This is a genomic window from Streptomyces deserti (assembly GCF_054782695.1).
In genome coordinates this window covers 129466-154493 of sequence record NZ_BAAGRZ010000012.1, presented here as the reverse complement: position 1 = coordinate 154493, position 25028 = coordinate 129466, and the positions used below count along the sequence as shown (strand labels likewise).

Genomic DNA, 25028 nt, shown 5'->3' with positions numbered 1-25028 from the left:
CACTGACACCGGGGACTACTGCTGCGCGCTCTCCGCCCGGTTCGCCGTCGCCTGGATCTGGCCCAGGATGCCCGAGGGGCTGCCGCCGGGGGCGACGGCCTTGCCGATCTGCTTCTTGATCTGGGCGCTGACCTCGGCCCAGGAGGTCTTGCCGACCGGGTAGAGCTCGGAGGACAGCAGTTCGTCGAGGAACGGCTGGAGGTCCCGGTCCTCCTGGGCCGCGGCCATGGTCTTCGACGCGGAGCTGGTGACCGGCAGCAGGTCGTACTCGCGGGAGAAGGCGACCACGTTCTTCTCGCTGTAGACGAAGTCGAGGAAGTCACCGATCTGCTCGCTGTGGCCGTTCTTCTTGAACGCCAGCATCCAGTCGGCGACCCCGAGGGTCCGCCTGCTCTCGCCGTCGGCGCCCGGCATCGGCACCATGCCGAACTTCACGCCCTTCTTCGCGGCCATCTTCATCAGGGAGGGATGGCCGTTGAGCATGCCGACGTCACCGTCCGCGAACGCGGCGAAGGCGTCGGCGCGGTTGAGCTCGCCGGGGGCGACCGGGCCGGTCAGGCCCTTGCCGACCAGCTCGTCCTTCAGCCAGGTGAACGTCCGGACGTTCTGCGGGGAGTCGATGCCGTAGGTGCCGATGTCGTCGGTGTAACCGCCGCCGCCGCTGAGCAGCCACTGCAGGGTCTCCGCCTGCGCCTCCTCGGGCCCGAGCGGCAGGGCGTACGGGTACTTCACCCCCTCCGCCTTGAGCGCCTGGGCGTCGGCGGCGAGTTCCCTCCAGGTCTTCGGCGGGGTGAGACCGGCCTCGGCGAACAGCGTCTTGTTGTAGAAGAGCACGCGCGTGGAGGAGGCGAACGGCATGCCGTACTGCACCCCGTTCACCTCTCCCGCGGTGGCCAGCTGCGAGACGAAGTCGGCCTGCACGGGTATGGAGAGCAGCTCGTCGGCCCGGTAGAGCAGGTCCTTGGCCGCGTAGTCGGCGTACGCGCCGATCTGCGCCAGGTCCGGCGGGTCTCCGGCGTCGACCATCTCCTTGACCTTGCGGTCGACGTCGTTCCAGGAGTGGACGCTGACGTCGATCTTCACTCCGGGGTGGTCGGCCTCGTACTCCTCGACGAGTTCGCTCCAGTACTTCTCGGAGCTGTTGGCCGCGCTGTCGCCGTAGTCGGCCGCGACCAGCTTCAGAGTCACGTCGTCCGAGGCGCCGGTGAGGCCGCAGCCACCGAGAACCGCCGTCATGCCCAGGGCGGACACCACCGCGATCATTCCTGTCCTACGCCGCTGCACCTTGTTGCCCCACATCTCGCTGTGCGAAAACGTTTCGAATCATCAGACATATTGCCGGACAAGGTCTACACCACATAAGTGGACTAGACCTCTCATGGGTCCCCGGGCCACACTGTTCCCGTGAGACATGTCATCGCCCTGGACGTGGGCGGCACCGCGATGAAGGCCGCCCTCCTGGGGGCGCGGGGCGAACCGCTGCACCGGGCGCGCCGGGCCACGGGGCGCGAGCGCGGACCGGAGGCCGTCGTCGCCGGCCTCCTCGACTTCGCCGCCGAGCTGCGGGCCCATGGCACCGACCGCTTCGGCGAGAGCGCGTCCGCCGCCGGCGTCGCCGTCCCCGGCATCGTCGACGAGGCGCGCGGCACCGCCGCCTACGCGGCCAACCTCGGCTGGCGGGACGTACCGCTGCGCGACCTGCTGGCGAAGCGGCTCGGCGTACCGGTCGCCCTCGGGCACGACGTGCGCACCGGCGGGCTCGCCGAGGGCCGGGTCGGCGCGGGCAGCGGCGCCGACCGGTTCCTGTTCGTGGCGCTGGGCACCGGCATCGCGGGCGCCATCGGCGTCGACGGCCGGGTGGAGGCGGGCGCGCACGGCTTCGCGGGCGAGATCGGCCACATCGTCGTACGGCCCGAAGGCACGCCCTGCCCGTGCGGGCAGCGCGGCTGCCTGGAGCGGTACGCGTCCGCCGCCGCGGTCGGCCGGGCCTGGGCCGAGGCCTGCGGGGACCCGGAGGCGGACGCGGCCGGCTGCGCCGAGGCCGTCCGGTCGGGGAACCCAGAGGCCGTACGGGTCTGGCGGGAGGCCGTCGACGCGCTCGCCGACGGGCTGGTCACCGCGCTCACCCTGCTGGACCCGCGCACCCTGATCATCGGTGGCGGGCTCGCCGAGGCCGGGGAAACCTTGTTCACACCCCTGCGGGAGGCCGTCCGGCAGCGGATCACCTTCCAGAAGCAGCCGTCGATCGTCCCGGCGGCCCTCGGGGACACCGCCGGATGCCTGGGCGCGGGTCTGCTCGCCTGGGATCTGGTGCACGCCACTGACCGCAAGGAGGAAACGGCCTGATGGCAACCCCCTCAGGGGCGCGGGGAACTGCGCGACCGACCACACACGACCCACACCCCACGACGGGCGGAACCCCCCTGGTGCTGTCCGGCGCCCACGTGGTCCTCCCCACCGGAACCGTCGACAACGGCCAGCTGGTCGTCGACGGCACCCGCATCACCAGCACAGCCCCGCGAAACGCCCAGGTCATCGACGCGACCGGCCACTGGCTGGTCCCCGGCTTCGTAGACCTCCACAACCACGGCGGCGGCGGAGCCTCCTTCACCTCCGGGTCGGTCGAAGACGTACTGCGCGGCATCCACACCCACCGCCTGCACGGCACCACCACCCTGGTCGCCTCGACCGTCACCGGCGACATGGACTTCCTCGCCCAGCGCGCGGGCCTGCTGAGCGAGCTGGCCGAGCAGGGCGACATCGCCGGCATCCACTTCGAGGGGCCGTTCATCTCGCCGTGCCGCAAGGGCGCGCACTCCGAGGAGCTGCTGCGCGACCCGGACCCGGCGGAGGTCCGCAAGCTGATCGACGCGGCCCGCGGTCAGGCCAGGATGGTCACGCTCGCGACCGAACTGCCGGGCGGTGTCGACTCCGTGCGGCTGCTCGCCGAGCACGGCGTGATCGCGGCGGTCGGGCACACGGACGCCACCTACGAGCAGACGCTGGAGGCGATCGAGGCGGGCGCCACGGTCGCGACCCACCTCTTCAACGCGATGCCGCCGCTCGGCCACCGCGCCCCCGGCCCGATCGCCGCCCTGCTGGAGGACGAGCGGGTCACGGTCGAGCTGATCAACGACGGCACCCACCTGCATCCGGCCGCCCTCCGGCTGGCGTTCCACCACGCGGGCGCGGACCGGGTCGCGTTCATCACCGACGCCATGGACGCGGCCGGTTTCGGCGACGGCCGCTACATGCTCGGCCCGCTGGAGGTGGAGGTCGCGGACGGCGTGGCACGCCTGGTGGAGGGCGGCTCGATCGCCGGCTCGACCCTCACCCTGGACCGCGCCTTCCAGCGGGCGGTGACCGTCGACGGGCTGCCGGTCGAGGACGCGGTCGCGGCCCTGTCGGCCACTCCGGCCCGGCTGCTGGGCATGGACGACACGATCGGCTCACTGGAGCCGGGCAAGTACGCCGACCTGGTGCTCCTGGACCAGGACTTCCAGCTCAGGGGCGTGATGCGCCGGGGCGAATGGGTGGTCGATCCCCAACTGGGCTGATCCGTCCCGCAGTAGAGAGACGGTGGCCGACCCGAGGACTGGGCCGACCGCCGTCTCTTTGGCATGATCGGGCTTTCGGAACGTATGGCAAGCGCATCAATCGGGGGAGGTCGGCCCAGGTGATCCTCACGGTCACGCTGAACACCGCTCTCGACATCACCTACCGCGTACGGGCCCTGCGGCCGCACGCCTCCCACCGTGTCTCCGAGGTCACGGAACGCCCCGGCGGCAAGGGCGTCAACGTGGCCCGGGTCCTCGCGGCGCTCGGGCACGAGGTGACGGTGACCGGTTTCACGGGCGGCACCACTGGACGCGAGGTCCAGGACCGGCTCACCGCGACCCCCGGGCTGGTGGACGCCCTGGTCCCGGTCACCGGCGCCACCCGCCGCACCATCGCCGTCGTCGACGAGCGGACCGGCGACACCACCCAGCTCAACGAGCCGGGCCCGGCGATCACCCCCGCCGAGTGGTCCGCCTTCCAGGAGGCGTACGAGGACCTGCTGGCCTCGGCCTCCGTCGTGGCGCTGTGCGGCAGCCTGCCGCCGGGTGTGCCGGTGGGGGCGTACGCGGGCCTGGTCCGGACGGCCAGGGCGGCCGGTGTCCCGGTCCTCCTGGACACGAGCGGCGAAGCCCTGCGCCGGGGCGTCGCGGCCCGCCCGGACATCATCAAGCCGAACGCCGAGGAACTGGCCGAGCTGACCGGCTCCCACGAGCCGCTGCGGGCCACCCTGGACGCCCGCCGGCGCGGTGCCCGTACCGTGGTCGCCTCGCTCGGCGCGGAGGGCCTGCTCGCGGCGACCCCCGAGGGCCGCTGGCGCGCCACCCCGCCCGCCCACGTCCGGGGCAACCCGGCCGGCGCCGGCGACTCGGTGGTCGCGGGCCTGCTGGCGGGCCTGGTCGAGCGGCTGCCGTGGCCTGACCGGCTGGCCAGGGCGGCAGCGCTGTCCGCAGCGACGGTGGCGGCACCGGTGGCGGGCGAGTTCGACCGGAGGACGTACGAGGAGCTGCTGGGGCGGGTGGCGGTTTCCGGGGAGGTCAGTGCGGCGTAGCGCCCGCCGACCTCAGTCCTTGACCTGGCCGGCCTTCAGCCAGAGCTGGTCCAGCAGGACGTTGCACTTGTCGCCGGGCTGGCAGGAGACCGAGATGGTGTTGGTGCCCTTGCTGAGGGAGGGCCAGGCGTAGGTCTGCGTCCAGCCCTTGGCGAAGTCGCCGTCCTTGGCACCGGTGAAGTTACCCATGTTCAGCGGACTGCCGAACTTCTTGCCGTTGACGGTGAGCGTCATCGACTGGTCCTCGTCGGCCGTGCTGTAGCGGGCGAAGACGGTGTAGACGCCGTCCTTGGGGATGCCGTTGACGGTCCAGGTGACGGTGGAGCCGACCTGGTTGAGGTTCGCCACGTAGATGCCGCCGTCGGACTGGGCGCCCTTGACGTCGGAGGCGAGGGTGGCGCCGCCGTCCAGGCGCAGCGCCTTCGCGTCGATCGCCGGCAGCTCGACCTGGTCGCCGTCGCCGTTCTTGCTCGCCGACGGGCTCGGCTCCGAGCTCTGGGACTGGCCCGGCGTGGCGCCGCCGGCCTGGGTACTGGTGTCGTCCTTGTCCTTCCCGCCGCCCAGCATGGCCACGCCGATGCCGATCACGACGGCGGCGACCACCGCGACCGCGCCGATCAGCAGGCCCTTGGTGTTGGGGCCCCGGCCGCGTCCGCCGCCCGGGCCGCCACCGCTGTACGCCGACTGCTGCGGGGCGGTGGGCGCGCCGCCGGGGAACGTCTCCGGGGCCGCGTAGTGCGCGTTCGGCCGGCCGTGGGCGCCCTGCGGCTGCGGCACCTGGCCGTACGGGGCGGTGGTCTGGCCGGCCTGGGGCTGCTGGCCGTACTGGCGCGTGCCGACCGTCCGCACCCGGTTGACCGAGTTCGGGTAGCCGTAGCCACCGGACGGCGGCTGGGCTCCGTTGGCCTGCCCGTCGGCGTAGAGATAGCCGAACGGGTCGTCGTCCTCGGGCGTGCTCGCGCCGTTGTTGCCGGGCGTCATCCCTTGGTCTCCTCAGTCAGGTGCGGTGCGGATGCGGTACGGGTGGTGAGAGGGCGAGCCTACCCGTTCCACGTGACCCAAACGGGTGACTCAGACCGCATCAGCTCGCTGACCTGGGGTTCACCCGGCGCGTCTGTGCTGTTTGGGACGAGATCGTTTCTCGACGTACATCCGTTCGTCGGCGGACTTCAACACTTCGTCCGCAGTCATGCCACAGTGTGCCCACCCGATGCCGAAGCTGGCGCCCACGCGGACGGCCCGTCCCTCGGCCCGGATGGGCTGGATGATCTCGTTGCGCAACCGGACCGCGAGGTCCTGGGCGTCGGCCCGGCCGAGGCCGTCGGCGAGGATCACGAACTCGTCGCCGCCGAGCCGGGCGACGGTGTCGCCGTCGCGCACCCCGTTGCTCAGGCGCCGGGCGACCTCGATGAGGACGGCGTCGCCCGCGTTGTGCCCGAACCGGTCGTTGATCGACTTGAAGCCGTCGAGGTCGCAGAAGAGGACGGCCAGGCCCTTGGTGCCGTCGTCGCGGTCACCGGCGGGGGCGACGGTGTGCACGTGGTGGTCGTAGGCGTCGTACGCCTCGGCGCCCGGCGGGAAGTCGAAGCCGTGGCCGATCGAGTCGAAGGCGGGGTGGCCGAAGGCCGCGTCCTGGGACTCGGCCTCGGCGGGGTGCAGCGACGCGGGGCGCTGGCACAGCCGGGCGGAGAGCCGGGCGCGCAGTTCGGCGGAGTTCGGCAGGCCGGTGAGGGAGTCGTGGGAGGCGCGGTGCGCGAGCTGGAGCTCGCGGCGCTTGCGCTCCTCGATGTCCTCGACGTGGGTGAGCAGGAAGCGGGGCCCGTCGGCGGCGTCGGCGACGACGGAGTTGCGCAGGGACACCCACACGTACGTGCCGTCGCGGCGGCCGAGCCGCAGCTCCGCCCGCCCGCCCTCGGCGGAGGTGCGCAGCAGCGTGCCTATGTCCTCGGGATGGACGAGGTCGGAGAAGGAGTAGCGGCGCATCGCGGAGGCGGGCCGGCCCAGCAGGCGGCACAGGGCGTCGTTGGTGCGCAGGATCCGGCCGTGCTGCTCGCCGCCCATCTCGGCGATGGCCATGCCGGAGGGGGCGTACTCGAAGGCCTGCCTGAAGCTTTCCTCGCTGGCCCGCAGGGCCTGCTGTTCGCGCTCCAGGCGGACCAGGGCGCGCTGCATGTTGGCGCGCAGCCGGGCGTTGCTGATCGCGATCGCGGCCTGGAAGGCGTACATCTGGAGCGCCTCACGGCCCCACGCGCCGGGGCGGCGCCCGTTGCGCGGCCGGTCCACGGACAGCACGCCGATCAGCTCGCCGGACGAGCCGCCGCCCTGCGGGCCCGGCGCGTACATCGGCGCGAAGAGCCGGTCGGAGGGGTGCCACTCGTCCTCGAAGCGGGGCGCGGGCCCGTCGGTGTACCACTGCGGGACGTCGTCGTCGTCGAGAACCCAGCCCTCGGTGTGCGGTATGAACACCAGGTCGCCCCACTGCTCGCCCATGCTCAGGCGGCGCTCCCAGGACTCGCGCGAGCCGACGCGGCCGGTGATGAGGGCCTCGGCGGCGGGGTTGCCGGCGAAGGCGGCGACGACCAGGTCGCCGTCGGGGCGTACGAGGTTGACGCACGCCAGCTCGTACCCGAGGGCGGTGACGACGCCGTCGGCGACGGTCTGCAACGTGTCCGCCAGGCTGCGGGCCGTGTTCATGTCGGCCATGACCTGGTGCAGTTGTCGCAGGGACGCAAGACGGACGTAGGGTTCCGACTCGGTCTCCATGCTCGCCCTCCCCCCGAGACCTCGCAGCGAATCAAGGGTTCTCATCGGCGTATCGTCGTAGCAGCTTCCCCGCCACTGAATCACAGCGCGCTGCTCACTCGGTACACAGGGTCAACAATTCCTGCCCCTTGTGACTCAAGTCACAGCTGAACGTGAACAATTGAGTGGAGTTTCTGCGTTCTCCCGATGCGTTTACTGAACGCAATTTTGTGGTGGTGTGCGGTGTGCGCCTGCCGTGCCGTCCGCGCCGCCTGCTGCTCCGCGGTTTCTCCGCCGACTTCTCCGCCGCGAGTCCTAGGTCCCCGCTCGGGCCGAGGTCCGATGCGGGGCGCGCGGGGCGGGGACTAGCGTTTCGAATGTGCCGAACACTCCGCCTGCCACGTCCCCGATGATCCCTCCGCCCGCCGCCGGGCATGCTGAGGGGGTGAGCAACGACGAGTTCCGCGCCGCCATGTCCCGGCTGGCCGCCGGCGTGGTCCTGGTGACCGCGCAGGAGCCACCGCTCGACCCGGACGACCCGCAGGCGCCGGGCGGCGAGGACGTCGGCATGACCGCCACCGCGTTCATGTCGGTGTCCCTGGACCCGCCGCTGGTGCTGGTCAGCCTGCGCGAGGGCTCCCGCATGGACGAGCTGCTCGAGGAGCAGCCCCTGTGGGCGGTCTCCGTCCTCTCCGAGAGCCAGCGGCACATCGCCGGCCGCTTCGCCATGAAGGGCCGCCTCAGCGACCGGCTGCTGTTCCAGGACATCCCGTACGTCCGCGGCGAGTACACGGGCGCCCCGCTGGTGGGAGGCGCCCTCGCGACCCTGGAGTGCCGCACCGAGCAGCGGGTGACGGCCGGGGACCACACGCTGGTGATCGGTCGGGTGCTCACGGCCCGGGTGCCGAGCGCGGACGGGAGGCCGCTGACGTATTTCCGGGGGCGGTACCGGCAGTTGGGGTGATGCGCGGCAGGCTCCGCCGCCCCGGTCGTGAAGTCCCTCGCCAGAGGCCAGACGGTCGGGGTGCCGGAGCCGTCCTGGAAGGGGTCGGTCAGAAGGGGACGACCAGGGTCAGAAGGGGACGATGTCGAGCCGGGCCACCCGCGCGGGGTCGGCGACGATGTCGACCACGGCGATGCGGTCCCGTACGAACGTGAAGGCCAGGGCCCGCTCCGGGCGGCCGTCGGCCAGGACCACGAGACCCATGGCGCCGTCGACCAGGGCGGGGACGGCGGTGCGTGCCAGGTGGGCGAAGCTCGCCGCGCCGGACGCCACCGCCGCCGCACCCGTGGCCACCCCGGCCTCGGTGCGGGCCACCACGTCCGGGTCGAGCACGGCCAGCAGCCCGTCGAAATCGCCCTCCCGCGCGGCGGCGAGGAAGGCGTCGACGATCCGCCGCTCGCGGACCACCGTGTCGGGCGCCGGGGCGCCCCGCACCCGGCGCCGGGCCCGGCTGGCCAGCTGCCGGGCCGCTGCCGGTGTCCGGTCCACGATGACCGCGATCTCCTCGTACGGCACCGCGAACAGGTCGTGCAGCACGAAGGCCAGCCGCTCCGCGGGCGTCAGCATCTCCAGGACGACGAGCAGCGCGGCACCGACCGAGTCGGTCAGCAGCGCGTCCTGCTCGGGCTCGGGGGTCATGCCCGCGGCCGGCGCGGGCGTGGTGGCCTCCAGCGGCTCCTCCGCGCGGGACCTGCGGGTGCGCAGCATGTCGAGGCAGACCCGGCTCACGACGGTGGTCAGCCAGCCCCCGAGGTTGTCCACCTCGCGGGCGTCGGCACGGCTCAGCCGGAACCAGGCCTCCTGGACGGCGTCGTCGGCCTCGGCGAGCGAGCCGAGCATGCGGTGGGCGACGGCCCGCAGGTGGGGGCGGTGCGCCTCGAAGCGCCGGGCGAGGAAATCGGTGTCGGTCGTCTGGTCGCCGGTCATCTGTCACAACCCCTCGTCGCGGTCCGTCCTCGCTCACCTGACGGACGGCGGGGCATGAATGTGACAGGGCGATGAGTGTGACCGGGCGATGAGTGTGACCGGGGATGAATGTGACAGCGGGGCCCACGTCCCCGCACCGGCGTCGCTACGTCCAGTCCCGCGCGGAGCGCCCCCGCTTGGTCTGCGAGCGCTGCTTCTTCTCCCGCAGCCGGCGCTCGTTGATGCCGCGCGGGATCCGGGTCGGCCTGCGCGGCTTGGGCGGGGGCGCGGTGGCCTCGGCGAGGAGCGCGGCGAGGCGTACGGCGGCGGCCTCGCGGTTGCGCCACTGGGAGCGGTGCTCGGAGGCGCGGACGGTGACGACCCCGTCGGACAGGCGCCCGGCCAGCCGCTCCAGTGCCCGCTGCTTCCACACCTCGGGCAGCGCCTCGGTCCGCGCCAGGTCGAACCGCAGCTCGACCTGGGTGTCACTGGTGTTGACGTGCTGTCCGCCGGGCCCCGACGACCGCGAGAAACGCCACATGAGCTCGGCCTCGGGAAGCGAGACGGAGCCGCGGACGACATAGGGACCGGACATGCCGTCCATGTTCCCGCCCGTGACCGGTTCACGTCACCCGAATATCCCGTACCGTGTCGTGCCGCCACCGCGTGCCACTCGGTTCGGTAAAGAAAGTAAAGACACGGGGAACCTTGGACACCCTCCACGGCGTTCATTGGGGTAGCTGTAGCTTCGTGCCCGTACGCAACGAGGGAAGGGACTCCCAACAATGGCTGTAAGCCTGTCCAAGGGTGGCAACGTCTCGCTCACCAAGGAGGCTCCGGGCCTGACCGACGTCACCGTGGGCCTCGGCTGGGACGTCCGCACCACCACCGGCACGGACTTCGACCTCGACGCCTCCGCGATCGCGGTCAACGCTCAGGGCAAGGTCTACTCGGACGCCCACTTCGTCTTCTTCAACAACAAGCAGACCCCGGACAACACGATCGTCCACACCGGTGACAACCGCACCGGTGAGGGCGCCGGCGACGACGAGGCGATCAACGTCAACCTCGCCGCCCTCCCGGCCGACATCGACAAGATCGTCTTCCCGGTGTCGATCTACGACGCGGAGAACCGCGGCCAGAACTTCGGCCAGGTCCGCAACGCCTACATCCGCATCGTCAACCAGGCCGGCGGCGCCGAGATCGCCCGCTACGACCTCTCGGAGGACGCGGCCACCGAGACCGCCATGGTCTTCGGCGAGCTCTACCGCAACGGCGCCGAGTGGAAGTTCCGCGCGGTCGGCCAGGGCTACGCCTCGGGCCTGGTGGGCATCGCCCAGGACTTCGGCGTCAACGTCTGACGGACGCCTACGCCGTAACTGGAGCCCCCGGTCGCCGAAGGACCGGGGGCTTCGGCGTCGCGGGTCCCGGACCGTGACGAGTCAGCGGGCCTGCGGCTTTCCGTCGCCGTACAGCCAGTCGGCCCAGATACGGTCGAAGTCCCTGTCCGGGGCCTGCATCTCCACGTACGCCGTGAAGTCCTCGGTGTCCACGGTGCCGTGGCGGTGGGCGGACGCCCAGCCCCGGAGGATGCCGAAGAAGGCGTCGTCGCCGACCGTCCGGCGGATTGTGTGGAGGACCATCGCGCCGCGCTGGTAGACGGGAGTGCCGGAGATCTCCGCGGCGCTCGTCGGCCTGGCGGGCGGGAACGCCCAGAGCTCCTCGTTCGCCTCGTCGGTGTCGAAGTAGTCGCCGTCGTAGAGGGCGTCGAAGGTCTTCTGCGCGGTGTCGCCACCGTGGTCCTCCTGCCACAGCCACTCGGCGTACGTGGCGAAACCCTCGTTGAGCCACATGTCCCGCCAGGTCTTCGGTGTGACCGAGTCGCCGTACCACTGGTGGGCGATTTCGTGGACGAGGGTCTCGGTGGCGGGGGCGCCGGGGAAGAAGGGCCGGGTCTGGGTCTCCAGGGCGTAGCCGGCGTCGCCCGGGCGGTCGACGACCGCGCCGACGGAGGAGAAGGGATACGGGCCGAAGTTCCGCTCCGCCCAGGCCATGACCTCGGGGATCTTCGCGAGCACCGCCCGGCTCGCCTCCGCCTGCTCCGGGTCGACGGCCGTGTACACCGGCAAGCCGTCCGCGGTGGCGGTGCGGGTGACGGCGTAGTCGCCGATCGCGACCGTGGCGAGGTAGCTCGCCATCGGCTCGGCGGTGCGCCAGGTGAACGTCGTCCGGCCCTTCCGGGTCGTCGCGCCGGTCAACTCCCCGTTGGAGACGGCCTGGAGCCCCTCCGGCACGGTGACGGCGATGTCGTACGACGCCTTGTCGCTCGGGTGGTGGTTGCCGGGGAACCACACCATCGACCCCGTCGGCTCGCCGAGCGCGAGCGCCCCGTCCGCCGTGCGCAGCCAGCCCTCCTCGGAGCCGTCCGGGTCGGTGATCGTCTCCGGGGTGCCGGAGTAGCGGACGGTCACGCGGAACGTCTCGTCGGCGTCGAGCTCCTCGCGCGGGCGGACGGTCAGCTCCTGACCGGCGCGGTTCCAGCGCGCGGCCTCCCCCTCGACGGTGACCTTCCCGACGTCCAGACCCTGGAGGTCGAGGTTCAGCGCGGACAGGTCCTGGGTCGCGCGGGCGGTGATCGTCGCGGTGCCGGTGAGGTGGTGCGCGCCGGGGTCGTAGGCCAGCGTCAGGCCGTAGTGGGTGACGTCGTAGCCGCCGTTGCCGGCCTTCGGGAAGTACGGGTCGCGTACGCCGGAGCCGCCGGGGGTGCCGTGCACTCCGCCGCCGCACGCGGCCAGGACTGCGAGGACGGCGGTGGTAGCGGTGGCGGTAGCGGTGGCGGTGGCGGTGGTGACGAGCGAACGGTGGAGGCGCACCCAGCGATCCTATGAAGCCGTGGGACGCCCGGGGGCTGTCCGAACGGCCGTGACACGGGGCCCGACGGCCGTGACACCATCACCCCCGTGCTCGACATCGGCTACGCCCTCTCCAACCGCTTCCCCGACCCGCCGCAGACCGACTACCGCCGGGCGGACGTCCACGCCCTGCGCCACGACCTGTTCTGCGGTGACGTCTACCTCGCCGACACCGAGTCGGACCGGGAGATTTCCACAGCCTGGGGATGGGTGCCGGTGCTCGACTTCGCGTGGGCGCTGTGCGACATCGTGGAACGCCTGGACCGCGACCCGGCGGGCTCCCGCGCCGCCCGCCCCCAGCGGGCGGAACTGGACTTCACCGAGTCGACCGACCGGCTGCTGTTCGAGCGCCGCTTCGGCTGGGTCGACATCGAGTCCGACTGGATGCCCGCGGAGGAACCTCCGCTGACCTGCTCCCACGGCGAACTCCGCCGCGAGGCCCGGGACTTCCTGCACGACCTGATCGCCGACCTGTGCGACCTGCACGAGGACCTGGCGGAGAATCCGGCGATCTGGACGCTGCAGGCCCGCTTCCCCAGGGTCCCGTGACCGCTTCCGGGCAGCACGGTGGGACCATCGCCCCTGAAGTGACGTGACACGGGGAGAGAGGACGAGCGTGGCCCACGGGCGTGTGACCTTCGAGATGAACTACAGGGTGAATCCGCCGGCCGTCGTACGCGACGGCCTACCGGGCCCGGAGGGCCTGTCGGTCCGGCTCTCCCGCAACGCCGACGGCCCCGCCCGGGACCGCCTCGACTCGGTCCGCGGCTTCCATCTCCTCGCCGAGGACAGCACCTACCTCGCCCGGCTGATCACCGAGCAGCCCCTCGGCTCCCGCCTGAGCGGACGCCCCGCCGTCTACCACGTCCTGGACCCGTACGACGCGCCGCTCGGGCGGATCACGCTCCGGCGCCGCCGGGCCTTGCGGTGGGGCCGGACGCGGTGGACCGTGGAGCCGGTCGCGGGGCCCGTCCTCCACGGCTATGTGGGCCGGTTGGTGTGGTGGGCGCTGTACTGGCCCTTCGGCCTGCCCATCCGTCTGATGCTGCTGCTCTGGGCCCTCCTGGGAGACACCGCCGACGACGGCTTCGGCCCGCCCCGGCGCATCATCTGGCGCGATCCCTCACGCCGGGCCCACATCGTATTCCGCGCGATAGCCGAGAAGTACGAGGTGCTGACCCCCGACCTGGACCCCCGCCTGGTCAACGCCCTGATAGGCCTCCACCAGAGCTTCGACCCCGACGAGCAGGCACGCACCGCGTACGGCTGGTATTAGGCACCGCCCTGGGCACCGCCCGTCAACGGAGCCGGCGGGCGATCTCCAGCCGCTCCTCTTCCAGAGGCCGGCCGTCCTCGATCTCCCACAGGCAGTTCTGCAGGACCCGGCCGAGGCTCCAGGCCCTGGCCCGCTCCCGGTCCAGACCCAGCACTCCGGTCATCGCGTCGAAGCGCCAGGGGATCTCGTCGGGGTCGAAGCGGTTGTACAGGGCGGGCAGGAGGTCGAAGCCGGGGTCGCCGGCCAGGGGCTTGGGGTCGATGGCGAGCCAGGGGGCGCGGTCGGCGGCCAGGACGTTCTCGTAGTGCAGGTCCCAGTGCAGGAGCCGGTCGCCGGGCTCGTCCACGACCTCGCGTACGGCGGCCGCGCAGTCGGCGATCAGACGGCGGGCCTCGGCGTCGGGCACGCGGTCCAGGGCCCACGGGGTCTGGTCCAGCATGGCCCGGGCGATGTCGCCGAGGCGGCGCAGGTCACCGGGGGCGGGGAAGGAGGTGAGGTGGGCCAGCAGTTCGGCGATGACGAGGGCGGCCGCGCGGGAGTCCGGCAGGTGCGACAGCATCCGGGCCGGGTCGAGGCGCTCCAGGAGCATGGTGCCGGTGGCCTCGTCGTGGTCGAGCAGGCGTACGGCACCGTCGCCGTTCCAGGCGCGCAGGGCGATCGGTTCGCCTTCGCTCTCCTCGTCGAGGAGTTGGAGCTTCAGCACGGCCGGGGTGTGGTCGGTGCGGCGGACGACCGGGAGGATCAAGGCGCTCACGCCGGACATCGACGGGCCGTCGAGGCGGAGGTTCCAGCGGTCGAGGAAGTCGGCCGCCAGGGCGGGCAGCCGGGCGACGAAGGACCGGCCCCGCGCTCCGTTGTACTTCTCCTGTGACGCCGCCAGTTCCCGGGGGATGTCGATCACCTGGCGCACGGTACCGGCGGGGGTCCGCCGGGTCATGCGATTATCCCGGCCATGAGCAGCTCGACCAGCAGTGTCGTCAACGGCGGCATCTCCTTCTGGTATGCGGACGACGGCCTTCCGGCGGTGCGGGAGCCGCTTGCCGGGGACGCCGCGGCCGATGTCGCGATCGTGGGTGGCGGGTACACGGGGCTGTGGACCGCGTACTACCTGAAGAAGGCGGCCCCCTTCCTCCGTATCACCGTCCTGGAGCAGAAGTTCTGCGGTTATGGCGCCTCCGGCCGCAACGGCGGCTGGCTGTACAACGGGGTCGCCGGGCGCGACCGGTACGCGCGGTCACACGGGCACGAGGCGGCCGTGCGGCTGCAGCGGGCGATGAACGACACCGTGGACGAGGTGATCCGGGTCGCGGAGGCGGAGGGCTTCGACGCCGGCATCCACAAGGGCGGAGTGCTCGAAGTGGCGCGTACACCCGCGCAGTTGGCACGGCTCAAGGCCTTCCATGAGGCGGAGGTCGCGTTCGGGGAGAAGAACCGGGAGCTGTACGACGCCCAGGAGACCGCCGAGCGGATCCGGGTGGCGGACGCGGTGGGCTCGTCGTGGACACCGCACGGGGCGCGCGTGCACCCGGTCAAGCTGGTGAAGGGGCTCGCGGCGGCGGTGGAGGCGCTGGGGGTGACGATCCACGAGTCGACGCCGGTGACGGAGATCCGGCCCAAGCACGCGGTGACGCCGTACGGGACCGTCCGGGCGCCCTACGTGCTCCGTTGCACGGAGGGGTTCACCGCCTCCCTCAAGGGCCAGAAGCGGACCTGGCTGCCGATGAACTCCTCGATGATCGTGACCGAGCCGCTGAGCGAGGAGCAGTGGGAGGCGGTCGGCTGGGCGGGCCGGGAGACGCTGGGCGACATGGCGCACGCCTACATGTACGCGCAGCGCACCGCCGACGGGCGGATCGCGCTGGGCGGGCGCGGGGTGCCGTACCGCTTCGGGTCGCGGACCGACCACGACGGCCGGACGCGGGCGGCGACCGTCGAGGCGCTGCGGGAGATCCTGACCGGCTTCTTTCCCGCGCTGGCCGGGGTGCGCGTCGAGCACGCCTGGTCGGGTGTGCTGGGCGTGCCGCGCGACTGGTGCACGACGGTCACGCTGGACCGGTCGACGGGGCTCGGCTGGGCGGGCGGTTACGTCGGGTCGGGCGTCGCCACGGCGAACCTGGCCGCGCGGACACTGTGCGATCTGGTGCAGCTGGACTCGGGGCAGGGCGGGCGGACGGAGCTGACCGAGCTGCCCTGGGCCGGGCACCGGGTGCGCAGGTGGGAGCCGGAGCCGCTGCGGTGGCTGGGTGTGCACGGGCTGTACGCCGCCTATCGCGCCGCGGACCGGCGGGAGCGTACGACGCGGCGTGCGCAGTCGTCGCGGCTGGCGCGGGTGGCCGACCGGATCGCCGGGCGGCACTGAGCCAGGAGGGTCCAGGGCCAGGGGGTCCAGAGCCAGGAGGTCGGGGAGGGACCCCGCGGTCCCGAGCGGTCCGTCGAGGTCCTCCCCGCCCCCTCAGGCCACCGATTCCGGCACCGGCGCACTCGCCGGGGCGCCGTGTTTCGGGGCCCTGGCCGTCACCATCAGGCCCGCGACCAGGCCCGCCAGCAGCATGATGCCGGCGGCCCACCAGAGGGCGACTGTGTAGCCGTGCACAAGGCTCTCCCGTACGACCTCGGCCCGCCGGGCCGGGTCGCGCAGGTGGGCGGCGACGTAGGCCGTGCTGCTCGTGGTGGCGATCGTGTTCAGCAGGGCCGTACCGATGGACCCGCCCACCTGCTGCGAGGTGTTGACGGTCGCGGAGGTCACACCCGAGTCCTGCGGGGCGACACCGGCGGTCGCGGTGGAGAAGACCGGCATGAAGGTCAGGCCCATGCCCAGGCCGATCAGGATCAGGGCGGGCAGGATGTCGGTGGCGTACGAGGAGTCCACCGTCATCCGGGTCAGCAGCAGCATGCCGCTCGCGGCCAGGACCATGCCGGGGGCCAGCAGCATGCGCGGGGGCACGTGCTGGAGCAGCCGGGCGGAGATCTGGGTCGAGCCGACGAGGATCGACGCGGTCAGCGGGAGGAAGGCCAGGCCCGTCCGCACGGGCGAGTAGCCGAGCACGGCCTGCAGGTAGTACGTCATGAACAGGAACAGGCCGAACATGCTGATGACGGCGAGCATCATGGTCAGGAAGCAGCCGGCGCGGTTGCGGTCCCGCACGATGTGCAGCGGCAGCAGCGGCCTGGGCACACGGGACTGCCACCACACGAACACCGCGAGAAGCGCGACGCCCACCGCGAACAGGGTCAGCACGCGCACGTCGGCCCAGCCCCGCGACTCGGCCTCGCTGAAGCCGTGGACGACGGCGACCAGGCCGCCGCAGCCGAGCAGCACACCGGGCACGTCGAGGCGGGCACCGGCGTGGCCCGGGCGGTCGCGCAGCAGGGCGAGCGCGCCGAGGACGGCGACGACCGCGATCGGCACGTTGACGTACAGGCACCAGCGCCAGCTCAGGTACTCGGTGAGCAGGCCGCCGACGATGAAACCGATCGCCGAGCCGCTGCCCGCCAGGGCGCCGTAGATACCGAAGGCCTTCCCGCGCTCCCTCGGATCGGTGAACGTCGTGGTGAGCAGGCTCAGCGCCGAGGGAGCCAGCACGGCGGCGAAGACGCCCTGGAGGGCGCGGGCCCCGAACAGCAGGCCCGGGGAGGTGGCCGCACCGCCGAGCGCGGAGGCGGCGGCGAAACCGGCCAGCCCGATGACGAACGTCCGTTTACGGCCCACCAGGTCGGCGATCCGGCCGCCGAGCAGCAGCAGCCCGCCGAAGGCCAGGGTGTAGGCGGTGATCACCCACTGGCGGTTGCCGTCGGTCATGCCCAGATCGCGCTGGGCGGAGGGCAGCGCGATGTTCACGATCGTCGCGTCCAGGACGACCATCAACTGGGCGAGAGCGATGACCAACAGGCCCCACCAGCGGCGGGGGTCGGCGTCCGCCGACGCGGCGGCCTCACCTGTCCGGGTGCCACTCATTTCGCCAGAAGACCATGAAAAGGGGCGTATCGCATCCTCGGGCGGCGCGGGCTCGCCCTTCCCGGTCATGGTGCCCGGTCACGGCTCGAGGACCACCTTCCCGGTCGTACCACGGGTCTCCAGGGCCCGGTGCGCGGCGGCGGCCTCGGCCAGCGGGAAACGCTGCACGGCCGGGGTGAGCCGACCCTCGGCGGCCTCGGCGAGAGCGCGCAGTTCGAGGGTGCGCACGGGGTTGGGGCCGCCGGCCTTCCCCATCATCACGGGGCCGAGCACCTGCTCCGAGACACCGTCGACGAGGTAGGGCTCGCCGTCGTGCAGACCCTCACCGGACCAGCCGAACACGATGTGCTTGCCGCCGGGCCCGAGCAGGGCGACGGCCTCGCGGGCCACGGCGCCGCCGACGCCGTCGAAGACGACGGTGGCGGTACGGCCGCCCAGGAAGGCACGGACCTTGTCCGGCCAGGACGGGTCCTTGTAGTCCACGGCGACATCGGCGCCGTTCGCCTGCACGCGCGCGGTCTTCTCCGGCCCGCCAGCGAGCCCGACGACCGTGGCGCCGGCGTTCTTGGCGTACTGCACGAGCAGGGTGCCGATGCCGCCCGCCGCCGCCGGGACGACGGCCACCGACTCCGGGCCGAGCTCGGCGAACTGCAGGATCCCCATCGTCGTCCGGCCCGTGCCGATCATGGCGACGGCCTCGGCGAAGTCCAGGTTCTCCGGGATCCCGTGGAGGCGGTCGGCGTCGGTGACGGCCAGTTCCGCATAACCGCCGGGCGCGAAGCCGAGGTGGGCCACGACGCGCTTGCCCAGCCAGCCGTCCGGGGTGCCCTCGCCGAGGGCGTCGACGACCCCGGCGACCTCCCGGCCGGGGATGGTGGGCAGGACGGGCGGCTCGGGCAGCGGGCCCCGCATGCCCTCACGCAGGGCCGTGTCCAGGAGATGGACGCCCGCCGCCCGGACGGCGACACGGACCTGTCCCGGGCCCGGCCGGGGATCCTCGACCTCCTCGTAGATGAGGTTCTCGGCCGGGCCGAACGCGTGCAGGCGGATGGCGTGCATGTGGGGTCCCCCTTCGCTTCTGGTGCGCTGTCGCAGCCCCACTCTTCGACCTCAAGCGCGCTTGAGGTCAAGCTGCCGCCTGCCCAGCGCCAGGGACACCGCGGTCAGGGCGCTGTTGAAGGAGACCTCCGACAGCACGCCGGGGGCGGCGACCTGGTCACCGGCGAGGTAGACGCCGTCACCGCGGTCGACGGCGGGCCGGTCGCGCCAGCTGGTGCCGGGCAGGTCGACAGCACCGGTACGCCCGTTCGCCACGGCCTCGCGCCGCCAGGTCACGCGCTCGCGCCAGCCCTCGAAGGCCAGATCGAGCAGCTGCTCCGCGCGGGCTACACCGTCGGCCTTGGACTCCCTTGCAACCGATGGGGATCTGACCCTGGATCAGCTGCTCTCCGGTCGGGGCGAGGGTGCGGTCCTGGGCGGTGAACCGCTCCAGCCAGCCGGGCGAGTCCAGGTCGGACACGGCGAAGGCGTCCCCGCGCCGGGTGCGCACGGCCAGGTCCGTTGTCGTGGGTACGACCGGCCGGGGCCACCGGGATGTGACATCGTCGACGTCTTCGCAGGTCAGGGCGCGTTGTCAGTGGCGGGGTGCAGCATGGGGGACATGGCGAGGCGAGCGGCGGGCGGTACGGGTGGTACGGGCGTGAAGGCGGCCCGGCGACCGGAGGTGCGGCTGCCACCCCTGGAGCCGTACGAGGGAGGCGAACTCGAACCGGACGGCGACTACGACGGCCTGGAGTTCCGCGCGGCGGACCTCACCCGCCACGACGGGGCCGGAGCCCGCTTCATGGACTGCGCGCTGACGGGCTGCGCACTGGACGAGACACGGCTGGCGCACGCCCGCATCCTGGACTCGACCCTCACCGGCATACGCGGCGTCGGCACCGACCTCACCGAGGCCACCCTGCGCGACGTCGAGCTCACCGACCCCCGCCTCGGCGGCACCCAGCTGCACGGCGCCGTACTGGAACGCGTCCTGATCCGCGGCGGCAAGATCGACTACCTGAACCTGCGCTCGGCCCGGCTGAGGGATGTCCTCTTCGAGGGCTGCGTCCTGGTGGAGCCGGACTTCGGCGGCGCCCGCCTGGAGCGGGTGGAGTTCGTGGACTGCGCCCTGAAGGGGGCGGACCTCACCGCGGCGACCCTGACGGACGTGGACCTGCGCGGGGCCGCTTCGCTGGAGATCGCGCGGGGCGTGGACCGGCTGGCGGGGGCGGTGATCAGTACGGCGCAGCTGCTGGATCTGGCGCCGGTGCTGGCCGGTCAGATGGGGATCAGGGTGGAGGGGTGACTCCGGGGGAAACCCCCATAGCCCCCAATATCAGGGAGAAGCCCAGGTCAGAATGGGTCTGACCTGGGCTTTTACGAGCCCCCTGTCGGATTCGAACCGACGACCTACGCATAACAGTTTCCGTACCCCGTAGGCGCCAAGAGTCGCTGTCGGTGGTAACAGCTGGTCAGACGGGCTCTTACCCCTTGGCTGCCCGACCGAGGGCGAACCGCAACTAGGACTGCAACTGCTCGCGCTCCCCCGACTCCGCCTGTCTGCCCCCAGCCACGGCGGCGCCGCCGGATGCTCGCAACACCGGACGGCGCCTTGATCCAGATCCTTCCTGATCAAGGAGTCCCGAGCAGGCCGCCCTCGCCCGCGCCACCTGGCGCCCGGCCGAACCGGCCCCGGTGCCGGTCCTGTTCGCCTGCCTGCTCGCCGCGTACGCGGTTCGCGACCGCGCGGCATGCGGCTCTTCGCCCACGCCATCGCGAAGCGGGGTGAGGGGCAGTGAAGCGTGATCCGCTGCTGTGGGGCGCGCCGCTCGCGGTCCTGGTCGTCCTCGCGAGTGCCGAGTACCAGCTGACGCGCGCCTGTGGCTTCGGCCCGTGGGTCGCTGCCGGGGTGCCGGCCGCGCTCGACATCTACAAGACCAACCAACAGGGGTGGGAGAGGGTTTAGCTGCATGGCACCCCCTATCCCTGTCTTTACTACGGCCGTAGTTCTCCGCAAGTGAGAACGGCCCCCGGACGCGTCACTACCGTCTCGGGGGCCGCCTTCCGTCCAGCGCCGCACGAGCGACGCGCCGGACAGAGCCCGGCCCGGCCGCTGCGCCTGGGGAAGGCCGAGCGACCGGACCGGGGGCCTTGTTCGTCGGGGGCCGCGGACGCACATCACGCGGCCCCCGCGCCTCCAGCCGCGCCCACCAGCCGTGCCAGCAGGGCGCTGGAGTCTCACCGGACGGCCGCCCCTGCGGGGGACACAGGCGCGGCCACCCTCCCGTCACCGGCATCGGCGCGCCGGTGACGGGGGCCTAAGTCGCAGCTTGCCCCGCTCGGGGAACGAGGCAGTCGGGCCGCGACGTGCCTGCCGCAGCTCCTCGGAGAGCTGGTCGGCCTCCTCGCAGGGGAGGTGGGCGTTCGCGCCGGTCTCGTCCACGGCCCGGCAGGTCGGGCAGGAGGCGCAGTGCTCCCCCAGGCGGCGGAGCGCGGCCTGCTGTGGAGTCTCGTCGGATGCGGTGACGAGCTGCCCGTGTGCGGGGCTCGAAGCCTGGTCCTGCCACGGCCATTCGGTACCGCTCATGACCGCCTCCGCGTTCGGCGTGGCTCGTGGTGGTTGCGGATCTCGACGTTGATGTCCGAGACACGCGACAGGTCCCTTCGCTCAGCGGCCTGGGCACGCTGACGAACCAGTGCCTGGCACACCCCGCAGTCGGCCGGGGGCGTCGGATCGTCGATCGGGAGGCCCAGAGTGATGGGCGGGTCCATGGTCGTCTTCATCCGAGGGCCTCCGCTGGGCCCGCTGGCCTCGTTACGGGGGTGCCACTGCGGACAGACGACGAAGTCGGCTTCGCGGTGACGGCGAGGATGCGGGCGATACGGTCGGCGCACGCCGCTTCGCTTCCAGCCTCACCGATCTCGTCGTCGAATCCGGTGACGTACCGTTCGTCTTTGAGAAAAATCTCTTCAGAGAGTCGGTTGTTCAGGGGGTTCGCCACGTCCAGCCGCATAGCGCTGTCGTCCACGGTGACCCGAAGACCGCGTTCCTCCAGGTGACCGGCGAGTCGTTGCAGGTTGTTGTTATCCACACGGAGACGATCCAACGGCGACCGTCGATGCGCGATATGACAACCTATGACACGGAGTTGATCATGCGGACGGTGGCGATCACGGGCACACGGAACACGGGGCACCGCAGCCTCGACGAATACGCCCGGCTCTTCGCCGACTACCTTGGGCCGTTCGCCAGCAGCGCGCACTTTTACATCGGCGGCGCCAAGGGCATCGACAGCCTCAGCCTGCTGTGGCTCGCCGGGAACACGACCGCCGACCTGACGATCGTCGTGCCCGGCACTGTCGACCAGCAGCCCGCTGAGGCCCGACAGGCGATCGCCCGCACGCGCGACCGGATCAAGGAGATCGTCGAACTCAGGGCATCGGAGCTGAAGTCGCCCGCGTACCACGCCCGGAACCGGTGGATGGTCGACCACGCAGGCCTGACCGTCGGCTTCCCGCACAGTACCGAGTCGTCATTGGGGACGTGGCAAACCCTCAGCTACACAGCGGATCAGGGGAAACCTCGGCTGATCGTGCCCGTGTAGCCGCCGTCTGCTGCACCATGTGCGGTATGGACGGCAGAGCCGCGGGGGCGGCACGGCTGAAGGCACTGCGGCATCGGCGCGGCCTATCGCTCGCAGCGCTCGCCCGCGCGCTCATCTCCCTCGCTGAGGAACTGCACCAGCCTGCCCTGCCGTCCGTGGCCAGCGTGCAGCGATCCGTCGCCCGCTGGGAGTCCCCGAAGCCGACGATGCCCGACGAGCGGTACCAGCTGCTCCTCGCTCACCTCTACGCGCGCACGCCCGCGGGTGAACTCTCGCTCGGCGCGGGATCCGACTTCGCCGAGTACCTGCACGCCCTCGGCCTCCTGGGGGAGAGCGAGCGGCGGACTGCGGAGCTGCGTAGCCTCATCCTGCGTGCCGCCACCGACGCAGGCGGCGGCATACTCGCTCTCCTCGCTCCGACCGTCCAGGCCGGGCTCGCTGCTGCCCTCGAGGACCCGGAGCAGACAGAGGAGGAGACCATCACGGGGTTGGCCTCCGTGGTGTCGGAAGTCAACGCGGAGGTGGGCAGTCTGCCCATGGTGCGGCTGCAACTGCTCCTCACCCCCGCCGTCGAGACGTGCCGGCGCCTGCTCGACGGCCCCGTACCCGAGCCGCTCGTCCCGCAGCTGCGGGACGTGGCGGTCGCCGCGGCGGCACTGGCCGGTCGGCTGGCCTTCGAGACGCGTGACGATGCAGCTTCCCGTGCCCTGTACGTGGAGGCGACGCGCACGGCGGGTCTGCTGGGCGGGTCGTGGCGGCAGGCCAGCGTGCACATGAGCCACGCCCTGGTGACCCTGTATTCGACGCAGGGCCTCGACGAGGCGCGGCACCTGGTCGACCAAGCCGTACGCACGGCTCGCTCGGGAGAGAGCACGCTTGTACGGGCGCGGGCGCACGCGTTGCAGGCGGAAGTTGCTGCGCGAGCCGGGCAGGAGCGGCAGGCTCAGGCCGCGCTCGGACTCGCCTGGTACGACATCGAGGCCGACCACACTGACGACCCCGCGCCCACGTCGTTCTCGTCTGGGCACCTGCGGGGATTTGAGGGTGTGTGTGAGCTGTACGTGGGGGACGCGTCCGTCGCGCACGACCGGTTCGCCCGGTCCACGGAGACGTTGTTGGCGCCGCGTGAGCAGGTTCAGCGGGCGATCGTCACGACGGACCAGGCGCTTGCCCGGATCCGGCTCGGGGAGCCACAGGCGGCGGCCGAGCTGCTGCACAAGTGCGTGGCCGCCGCGTCGGCGACGGGCGGCCGGGTGCCGGCACTTCGACTCCGCCAGGCGCGGCGGGAGCTCCGGCCGTGGCGGCGGGAGGGCTGGGTGGCCGACCTCGACGACCACCTCATGGATGCGCTCGGCGCGTGACCGGCGGTGGCTGGCCTTGTTCACGACTTTCGAGGCGGATGTACGCGACTTTGAGCAGCACGCCGACGTGAAGATGTTCGATGTTCATGAGTAACGACAGCACACATCGACTCGGGGTCGCAGCAGTCAGGTGGGCTGAGGGATCCCCGTGGCAGGTGATGGTGGTCGGGCGGCGTTCGCCGAGGCGAATCGCTCCATGCGCATTCTGATCATCACCGCCGGTTCACGGGGGGACGTCGCGCCCTACACGGGCCTGGGGCGACGCCTGCTGGACGTGGGCCATCAGGTCGCCGTGGCTGCTCACCCATCCTTCGAAGCACTCGTCGGCGGGTGCGGTATCGACTACCGGCCTGTGCCGGGAGACCCGCAGGGGCTGATCCAGGACTGGGCCCGGGCGATGTCGCGGGAGGAGACCCAGGCACTGACGAGGGCGTACGCGGACGGACTCGCCGATGGGGTGGCGGAGGCCGTGGCGGGCGGAGCCGACCTGCTACTCACGGCCTTCGGTCCGGCACCGCTCAGCCGGACAGCCGGCGAAGCGTTCGGCGTCCCCGTCATCGGCACCTACCTCGTACCGGCGTTCGCCACCGGACAGTTCCCGCTGCCCAACGCACGGAGCACCGATGGCCTGGGACCGGAGGACAACCTTGCCGCGGGCCGGGATGTGCTGAGGCGCGCGGAAGGGGTTTTCGCGGGCGCCGTCACCCGGCTGCGCGCCCACCTCGGGCTGCCCGCAGGCGAGCCCTTGGCACCGGTGGACATCCGGCCGGTCTTCCACGGCTTCAGCCCGCTGGTGGTGCCGCGCCCCGAGGACTGGCCGCCCTGGGCCGAAGTGGCGGGCTAATGGTGGCCCGCGCGGCCGGACGGCTGGCAACCCCCGGCCGAACTGGTCGACTTCCTCCAGGCCGGTCCGCCCCCGGTGTTCATCGGGTTCGGCAGTATGGCGGCGGGGCAGGGGGAACGGCTCAGTGAGCTGGTGGCCGGGGCGGTGAAGCGGGCAGGCGAGCGCGCGGTGGTGCAGGCGGGGTGGGCCAATTTGAGCGGCTGCGGCGCCGACGTCCTGGCCATCGGCGACGTCCCGCACGACTGGCTGTTCCCTCGCGTCGCCGCCGTCGTCCACCATGCCGGGGCGGGCACCACCGGAGCCGGACTGCGCGCCGGTGTGCCCGCTGTGCCCATTCCCGTCATGGCCGACCAGCCGTTCTGGGCGTCTCGGCTGTGCGAGCTGGGAGTTGCCCCGCGGCCTGTGCCGTTCCAAGGCCTCACAGCCGCAGCCCTCGGCAACGCGATCACGGCCTGCCTGTCCGAGCCGGCCCACCGCAGCCGCGCGGCCGAACTCGCCCACGGGATCGCTGCAGAGGACGGCACCGCTTCGCTGCTCGCCCGCATCGGCTCAGAGAGCGCCGGGTAAAGCCGCATCGCCGTGCTGCTGTGCCAGGCTGCCCGAGGCACTCTGCCGCATCCGGTGCTGCCGAAACGCGTGGACAATTCGAACGTCGCCGCGCCCCCAGCCGCCTCCCAAAGTCGTGAGCAAACGCTGCCCGAGTCGTGAACGTAGCCACGCCTCGGTCCTCGCGAATGATGCGGCGAAGCGGATGGGGGATGCGCTGTGGGGGTGAAC

25 protein-coding genes and 1 pseudogene are annotated in these 25028 nt (G+C 72.0%); 14 read left to right on the top strand and 12 right to left on the bottom strand.

Annotation, left to right across the window (positions count from 1 at the left end; genetic code table 11):
* Nucleotides 1-15: 15 nt before the first annotated feature.
* Complete coding sequence (locus ACYVMZ_RS21390; protein ID WP_461082091.1) at nt 16-1284, bottom strand: ABC transporter substrate-binding protein; 1269 nt, start codon at nt 1282-1284, stop codon at nt 16-18.
* A gap of 120 nt (nt 1285-1404) precedes the next feature.
* Here ACYVMZ_RS21390 and ACYVMZ_RS21385 point away from each other — a divergent pair, with 120 nt between their 5' ends.
* The 3 genes from ACYVMZ_RS21385 to ACYVMZ_RS21375 all read left to right on the top strand — a co-directional run bounded on the left by ACYVMZ_RS21385 (nt 1405) and on the right by ACYVMZ_RS21375 (nt 4606).
* Complete coding sequence (locus tag ACYVMZ_RS21385; protein ID WP_461081980.1) at nt 1405-2346, top strand: ROK family protein; 942 nt, start codon at nt 1405-1407, stop codon at nt 2344-2346.
* Complete coding sequence (gene nagA, locus ACYVMZ_RS21380; protein ID WP_461081978.1) at nt 2346-3557, top strand: N-acetylglucosamine-6-phosphate deacetylase; 1212 nt, start codon at nt 2346-2348, stop codon at nt 3555-3557. Before ACYVMZ_RS21385 ends, nagA begins: the two co-directional genes overlap by 1 nt.
* Before the next feature lie 119 nt (nt 3558-3676).
* Complete coding sequence (locus ACYVMZ_RS21375) at nt 3677-4606, top strand: 1-phosphofructokinase family hexose kinase (protein ID WP_461081976.1); 930 nt, start codon at nt 3677-3679, stop codon at nt 4604-4606.
* 12 nt (nt 4607-4618) lie between these two features.
* Here ACYVMZ_RS21375 and ACYVMZ_RS21370 read toward each other — a convergent pair whose 3' ends face one another.
* Both ACYVMZ_RS21370 and cdgB read right to left on the bottom strand, forming a co-directional pair.
* Entirely contained in the window at nt 4619-5587 is a 969-nt protein-coding gene (locus ACYVMZ_RS21370) for a carbohydrate-binding protein (protein WP_461081974.1), read from the bottom strand.
* A 120-nt stretch (nt 5588-5707) separates the two neighbouring features.
* A complete protein-coding gene (gene cdgB / locus ACYVMZ_RS21365; RefSeq protein WP_461081972.1) occupies nt 5708-7369 on the bottom strand; it encodes a diguanylate cyclase CdgB in 1662 nt (553 codons plus the stop codon).
* 358 nt (nt 7370-7727) lie between these two features.
* Here cdgB and ACYVMZ_RS21360 point away from each other — a divergent pair, with 358 nt between their 5' ends.
* The gene (locus tag ACYVMZ_RS21360) at nt 7728-8312 is read left to right on the top strand and encodes a flavin reductase family protein (RefSeq protein ID WP_461081970.1); all 585 of its coding nucleotides are present in this window, start codon (nt 7728-7730) and stop codon (nt 8310-8312) included.
* 108 nt (nt 8313-8420) lie between these two features.
* Here ACYVMZ_RS21360 and ACYVMZ_RS21355 read toward each other — a convergent pair whose 3' ends face one another.
* Both ACYVMZ_RS21355 and arfB read right to left on the bottom strand, forming a co-directional pair.
* Nucleotides 8421-9278 carry a sigma-70 family RNA polymerase sigma factor gene (locus tag ACYVMZ_RS21355; protein WP_461081968.1) on the bottom strand — a complete coding sequence of 286 codons (858 nt, stop codon included), beginning with the start codon at nt 9276-9278 and terminating at the stop codon, nt 8421-8423.
* A 145-nt stretch (nt 9279-9423) separates the two neighbouring features.
* Nucleotides 9424-9861, bottom strand: a complete 438-nt coding sequence (gene arfB, locus ACYVMZ_RS21350) for an alternative ribosome rescue aminoacyl-tRNA hydrolase ArfB (RefSeq protein ID WP_461081966.1) — start codon at nt 9859-9861, stop codon at nt 9424-9426.
* 181 nt (nt 9862-10042) lie between these two features.
* Here arfB and ACYVMZ_RS21345 point away from each other — a divergent pair, with 181 nt between their 5' ends.
* Complete coding sequence (locus tag ACYVMZ_RS21345; RefSeq protein ID WP_461081964.1) at nt 10043-10618, top strand: TerD family protein; 576 nt, start codon at nt 10043-10045, stop codon at nt 10616-10618.
* 81 nt (nt 10619-10699) lie between these two features.
* On the opposite strand, the gene ACYVMZ_RS21340 is transcribed toward ACYVMZ_RS21345, so the two are convergent.
* Nucleotides 10700-12130, bottom strand: coding sequence for a M1 family metallopeptidase (locus tag ACYVMZ_RS21340; protein WP_461081962.1), 1431 nt, complete (start codon nt 12128-12130; stop codon nt 10700-10702).
* 87 nt (nt 12131-12217) lie between these two features.
* Here ACYVMZ_RS21340 and ACYVMZ_RS21335 point away from each other — a divergent pair, with 87 nt between their 5' ends.
* Together ACYVMZ_RS21335 and ACYVMZ_RS21330 are read left to right on the top strand one after the other, a co-directional pair.
* A complete protein-coding gene (locus ACYVMZ_RS21335) occupies nt 12218-12718 on the top strand; it encodes a hypothetical protein (protein ID WP_461081960.1) in 501 nt (166 codons plus the stop codon).
* A gap of 67 nt (nt 12719-12785) precedes the next feature.
* Entirely contained in the window at nt 12786-13445 is a 660-nt protein-coding gene (locus ACYVMZ_RS21330; RefSeq protein ID WP_461081958.1) for a hypothetical protein, read from the top strand.
* Between the two features lie 22 nt (nt 13446-13467).
* Here ACYVMZ_RS21330 and ACYVMZ_RS21325 read toward each other — a convergent pair whose 3' ends face one another.
* Entirely contained in the window at nt 13468-14382 is a 915-nt protein-coding gene (locus tag ACYVMZ_RS21325) for an aminoglycoside phosphotransferase family protein (RefSeq protein WP_461081956.1), read from the bottom strand.
* Nucleotides 14383-14397: 15 nt separating this feature from the next.
* On the opposite strand from ACYVMZ_RS21325, the gene ACYVMZ_RS21320 reads away from it, so the two are divergent.
* Complete coding sequence (locus ACYVMZ_RS21320; protein WP_461081954.1) at nt 14398-15804, top strand: NAD(P)/FAD-dependent oxidoreductase; 1407 nt, start codon at nt 14398-14400, stop codon at nt 15802-15804.
* Nucleotides 15805-15897: 93 nt separating this feature from the next.
* Here ACYVMZ_RS21320 and ACYVMZ_RS21315 read toward each other — a convergent pair whose 3' ends face one another.
* The 3 genes and pseudogenes from ACYVMZ_RS21315 to ACYVMZ_RS21305 form a co-directional block, all read right to left on the bottom strand.
* Nucleotides 15898-17400, bottom strand: a complete 1503-nt coding sequence (locus ACYVMZ_RS21315) for an MFS transporter (RefSeq protein WP_461081952.1) — start codon at nt 17398-17400, stop codon at nt 15898-15900.
* Nucleotides 17401-17478: 78 nt separating this feature from the next.
* Nucleotides 17479-18459 carry a zinc-binding dehydrogenase gene (locus ACYVMZ_RS21310; RefSeq protein WP_461081950.1) on the bottom strand — a complete coding sequence of 327 codons (981 nt, stop codon included), beginning with the start codon at nt 18457-18459 and terminating at the stop codon, nt 17479-17481.
* Nucleotides 18460-18510: 51 nt separating this feature from the next.
* Nucleotides 18511-18961, bottom strand: a pseudogene (locus ACYVMZ_RS21305) (FAD-dependent oxidoreductase); the annotation flags it as partial.
* Between the two features lie 99 nt (nt 18962-19060).
* Here ACYVMZ_RS21305 and ACYVMZ_RS21300 point away from each other — a divergent pair.
* Entirely contained in the window at nt 19061-19747 is a 687-nt protein-coding gene (locus ACYVMZ_RS21300) for a pentapeptide repeat-containing protein (protein WP_461081948.1), read from the top strand.
* Between the two features lie 489 nt (nt 19748-20236).
* Nucleotides 20237-20407: a hypothetical protein gene (locus ACYVMZ_RS21295; protein ID WP_461081946.1), complete on the top strand. Its 171-nt coding sequence runs from the start codon at nt 20237-20239 to the stop codon at nt 20405-20407.
* 321 nt (nt 20408-20728) lie between these two features.
* Here the strand turns inward: ACYVMZ_RS21295 and ACYVMZ_RS21290 are convergent, their stop codons facing one another.
* Complete coding sequence (locus ACYVMZ_RS21290) at nt 20729-21028, bottom strand: hypothetical protein (protein ID WP_461081944.1); 300 nt, start codon at nt 21026-21028, stop codon at nt 20729-20731.
* 193 nt (nt 21029-21221) lie between these two features.
* On the bottom strand, nt 21222-21533 hold the full coding sequence (locus ACYVMZ_RS21285) for a hypothetical protein (RefSeq protein ID WP_461081942.1): 312 nt from the start codon (nt 21531-21533) through the stop codon (nt 21222-21224).
* 63 nt (nt 21534-21596) lie between these two features.
* On the opposite strand from ACYVMZ_RS21285, the gene ACYVMZ_RS21280 reads away from it, so the two are divergent.
* The 4 genes from ACYVMZ_RS21280 (at nt 21597) to ACYVMZ_RS21265 (ending at nt 24818) form a co-directional block, all read left to right on the top strand.
* Entirely contained in the window at nt 21597-22046 is a 450-nt protein-coding gene (locus tag ACYVMZ_RS21280; RefSeq protein WP_461081940.1) for an LOG family protein, read from the top strand.
* Between the two features lie 26 nt (nt 22047-22072).
* The gene (locus tag ACYVMZ_RS21275; protein ID WP_461081938.1) at nt 22073-23407 is read left to right on the top strand and encodes a hypothetical protein; all 1335 of its coding nucleotides are present in this window, start codon (nt 22073-22075) and stop codon (nt 23405-23407) included.
* 196 nt (nt 23408-23603) lie between these two features.
* Nucleotides 23604-24251 carry a glycosyltransferase gene (locus tag ACYVMZ_RS21270; protein ID WP_461081936.1) on the top strand — a complete coding sequence of 216 codons (648 nt, stop codon included), beginning with the start codon at nt 23604-23606 and terminating at the stop codon, nt 24249-24251.
* A gap of 42 nt (nt 24252-24293) precedes the next feature.
* On the top strand, nt 24294-24818 hold the full coding sequence (locus ACYVMZ_RS21265; RefSeq protein ID WP_461082089.1) for a glycosyltransferase: 525 nt from the start codon (nt 24294-24296) through the stop codon (nt 24816-24818).
* The last annotated feature ends 210 nt before the right edge of the window (nt 24819-25028 follow it).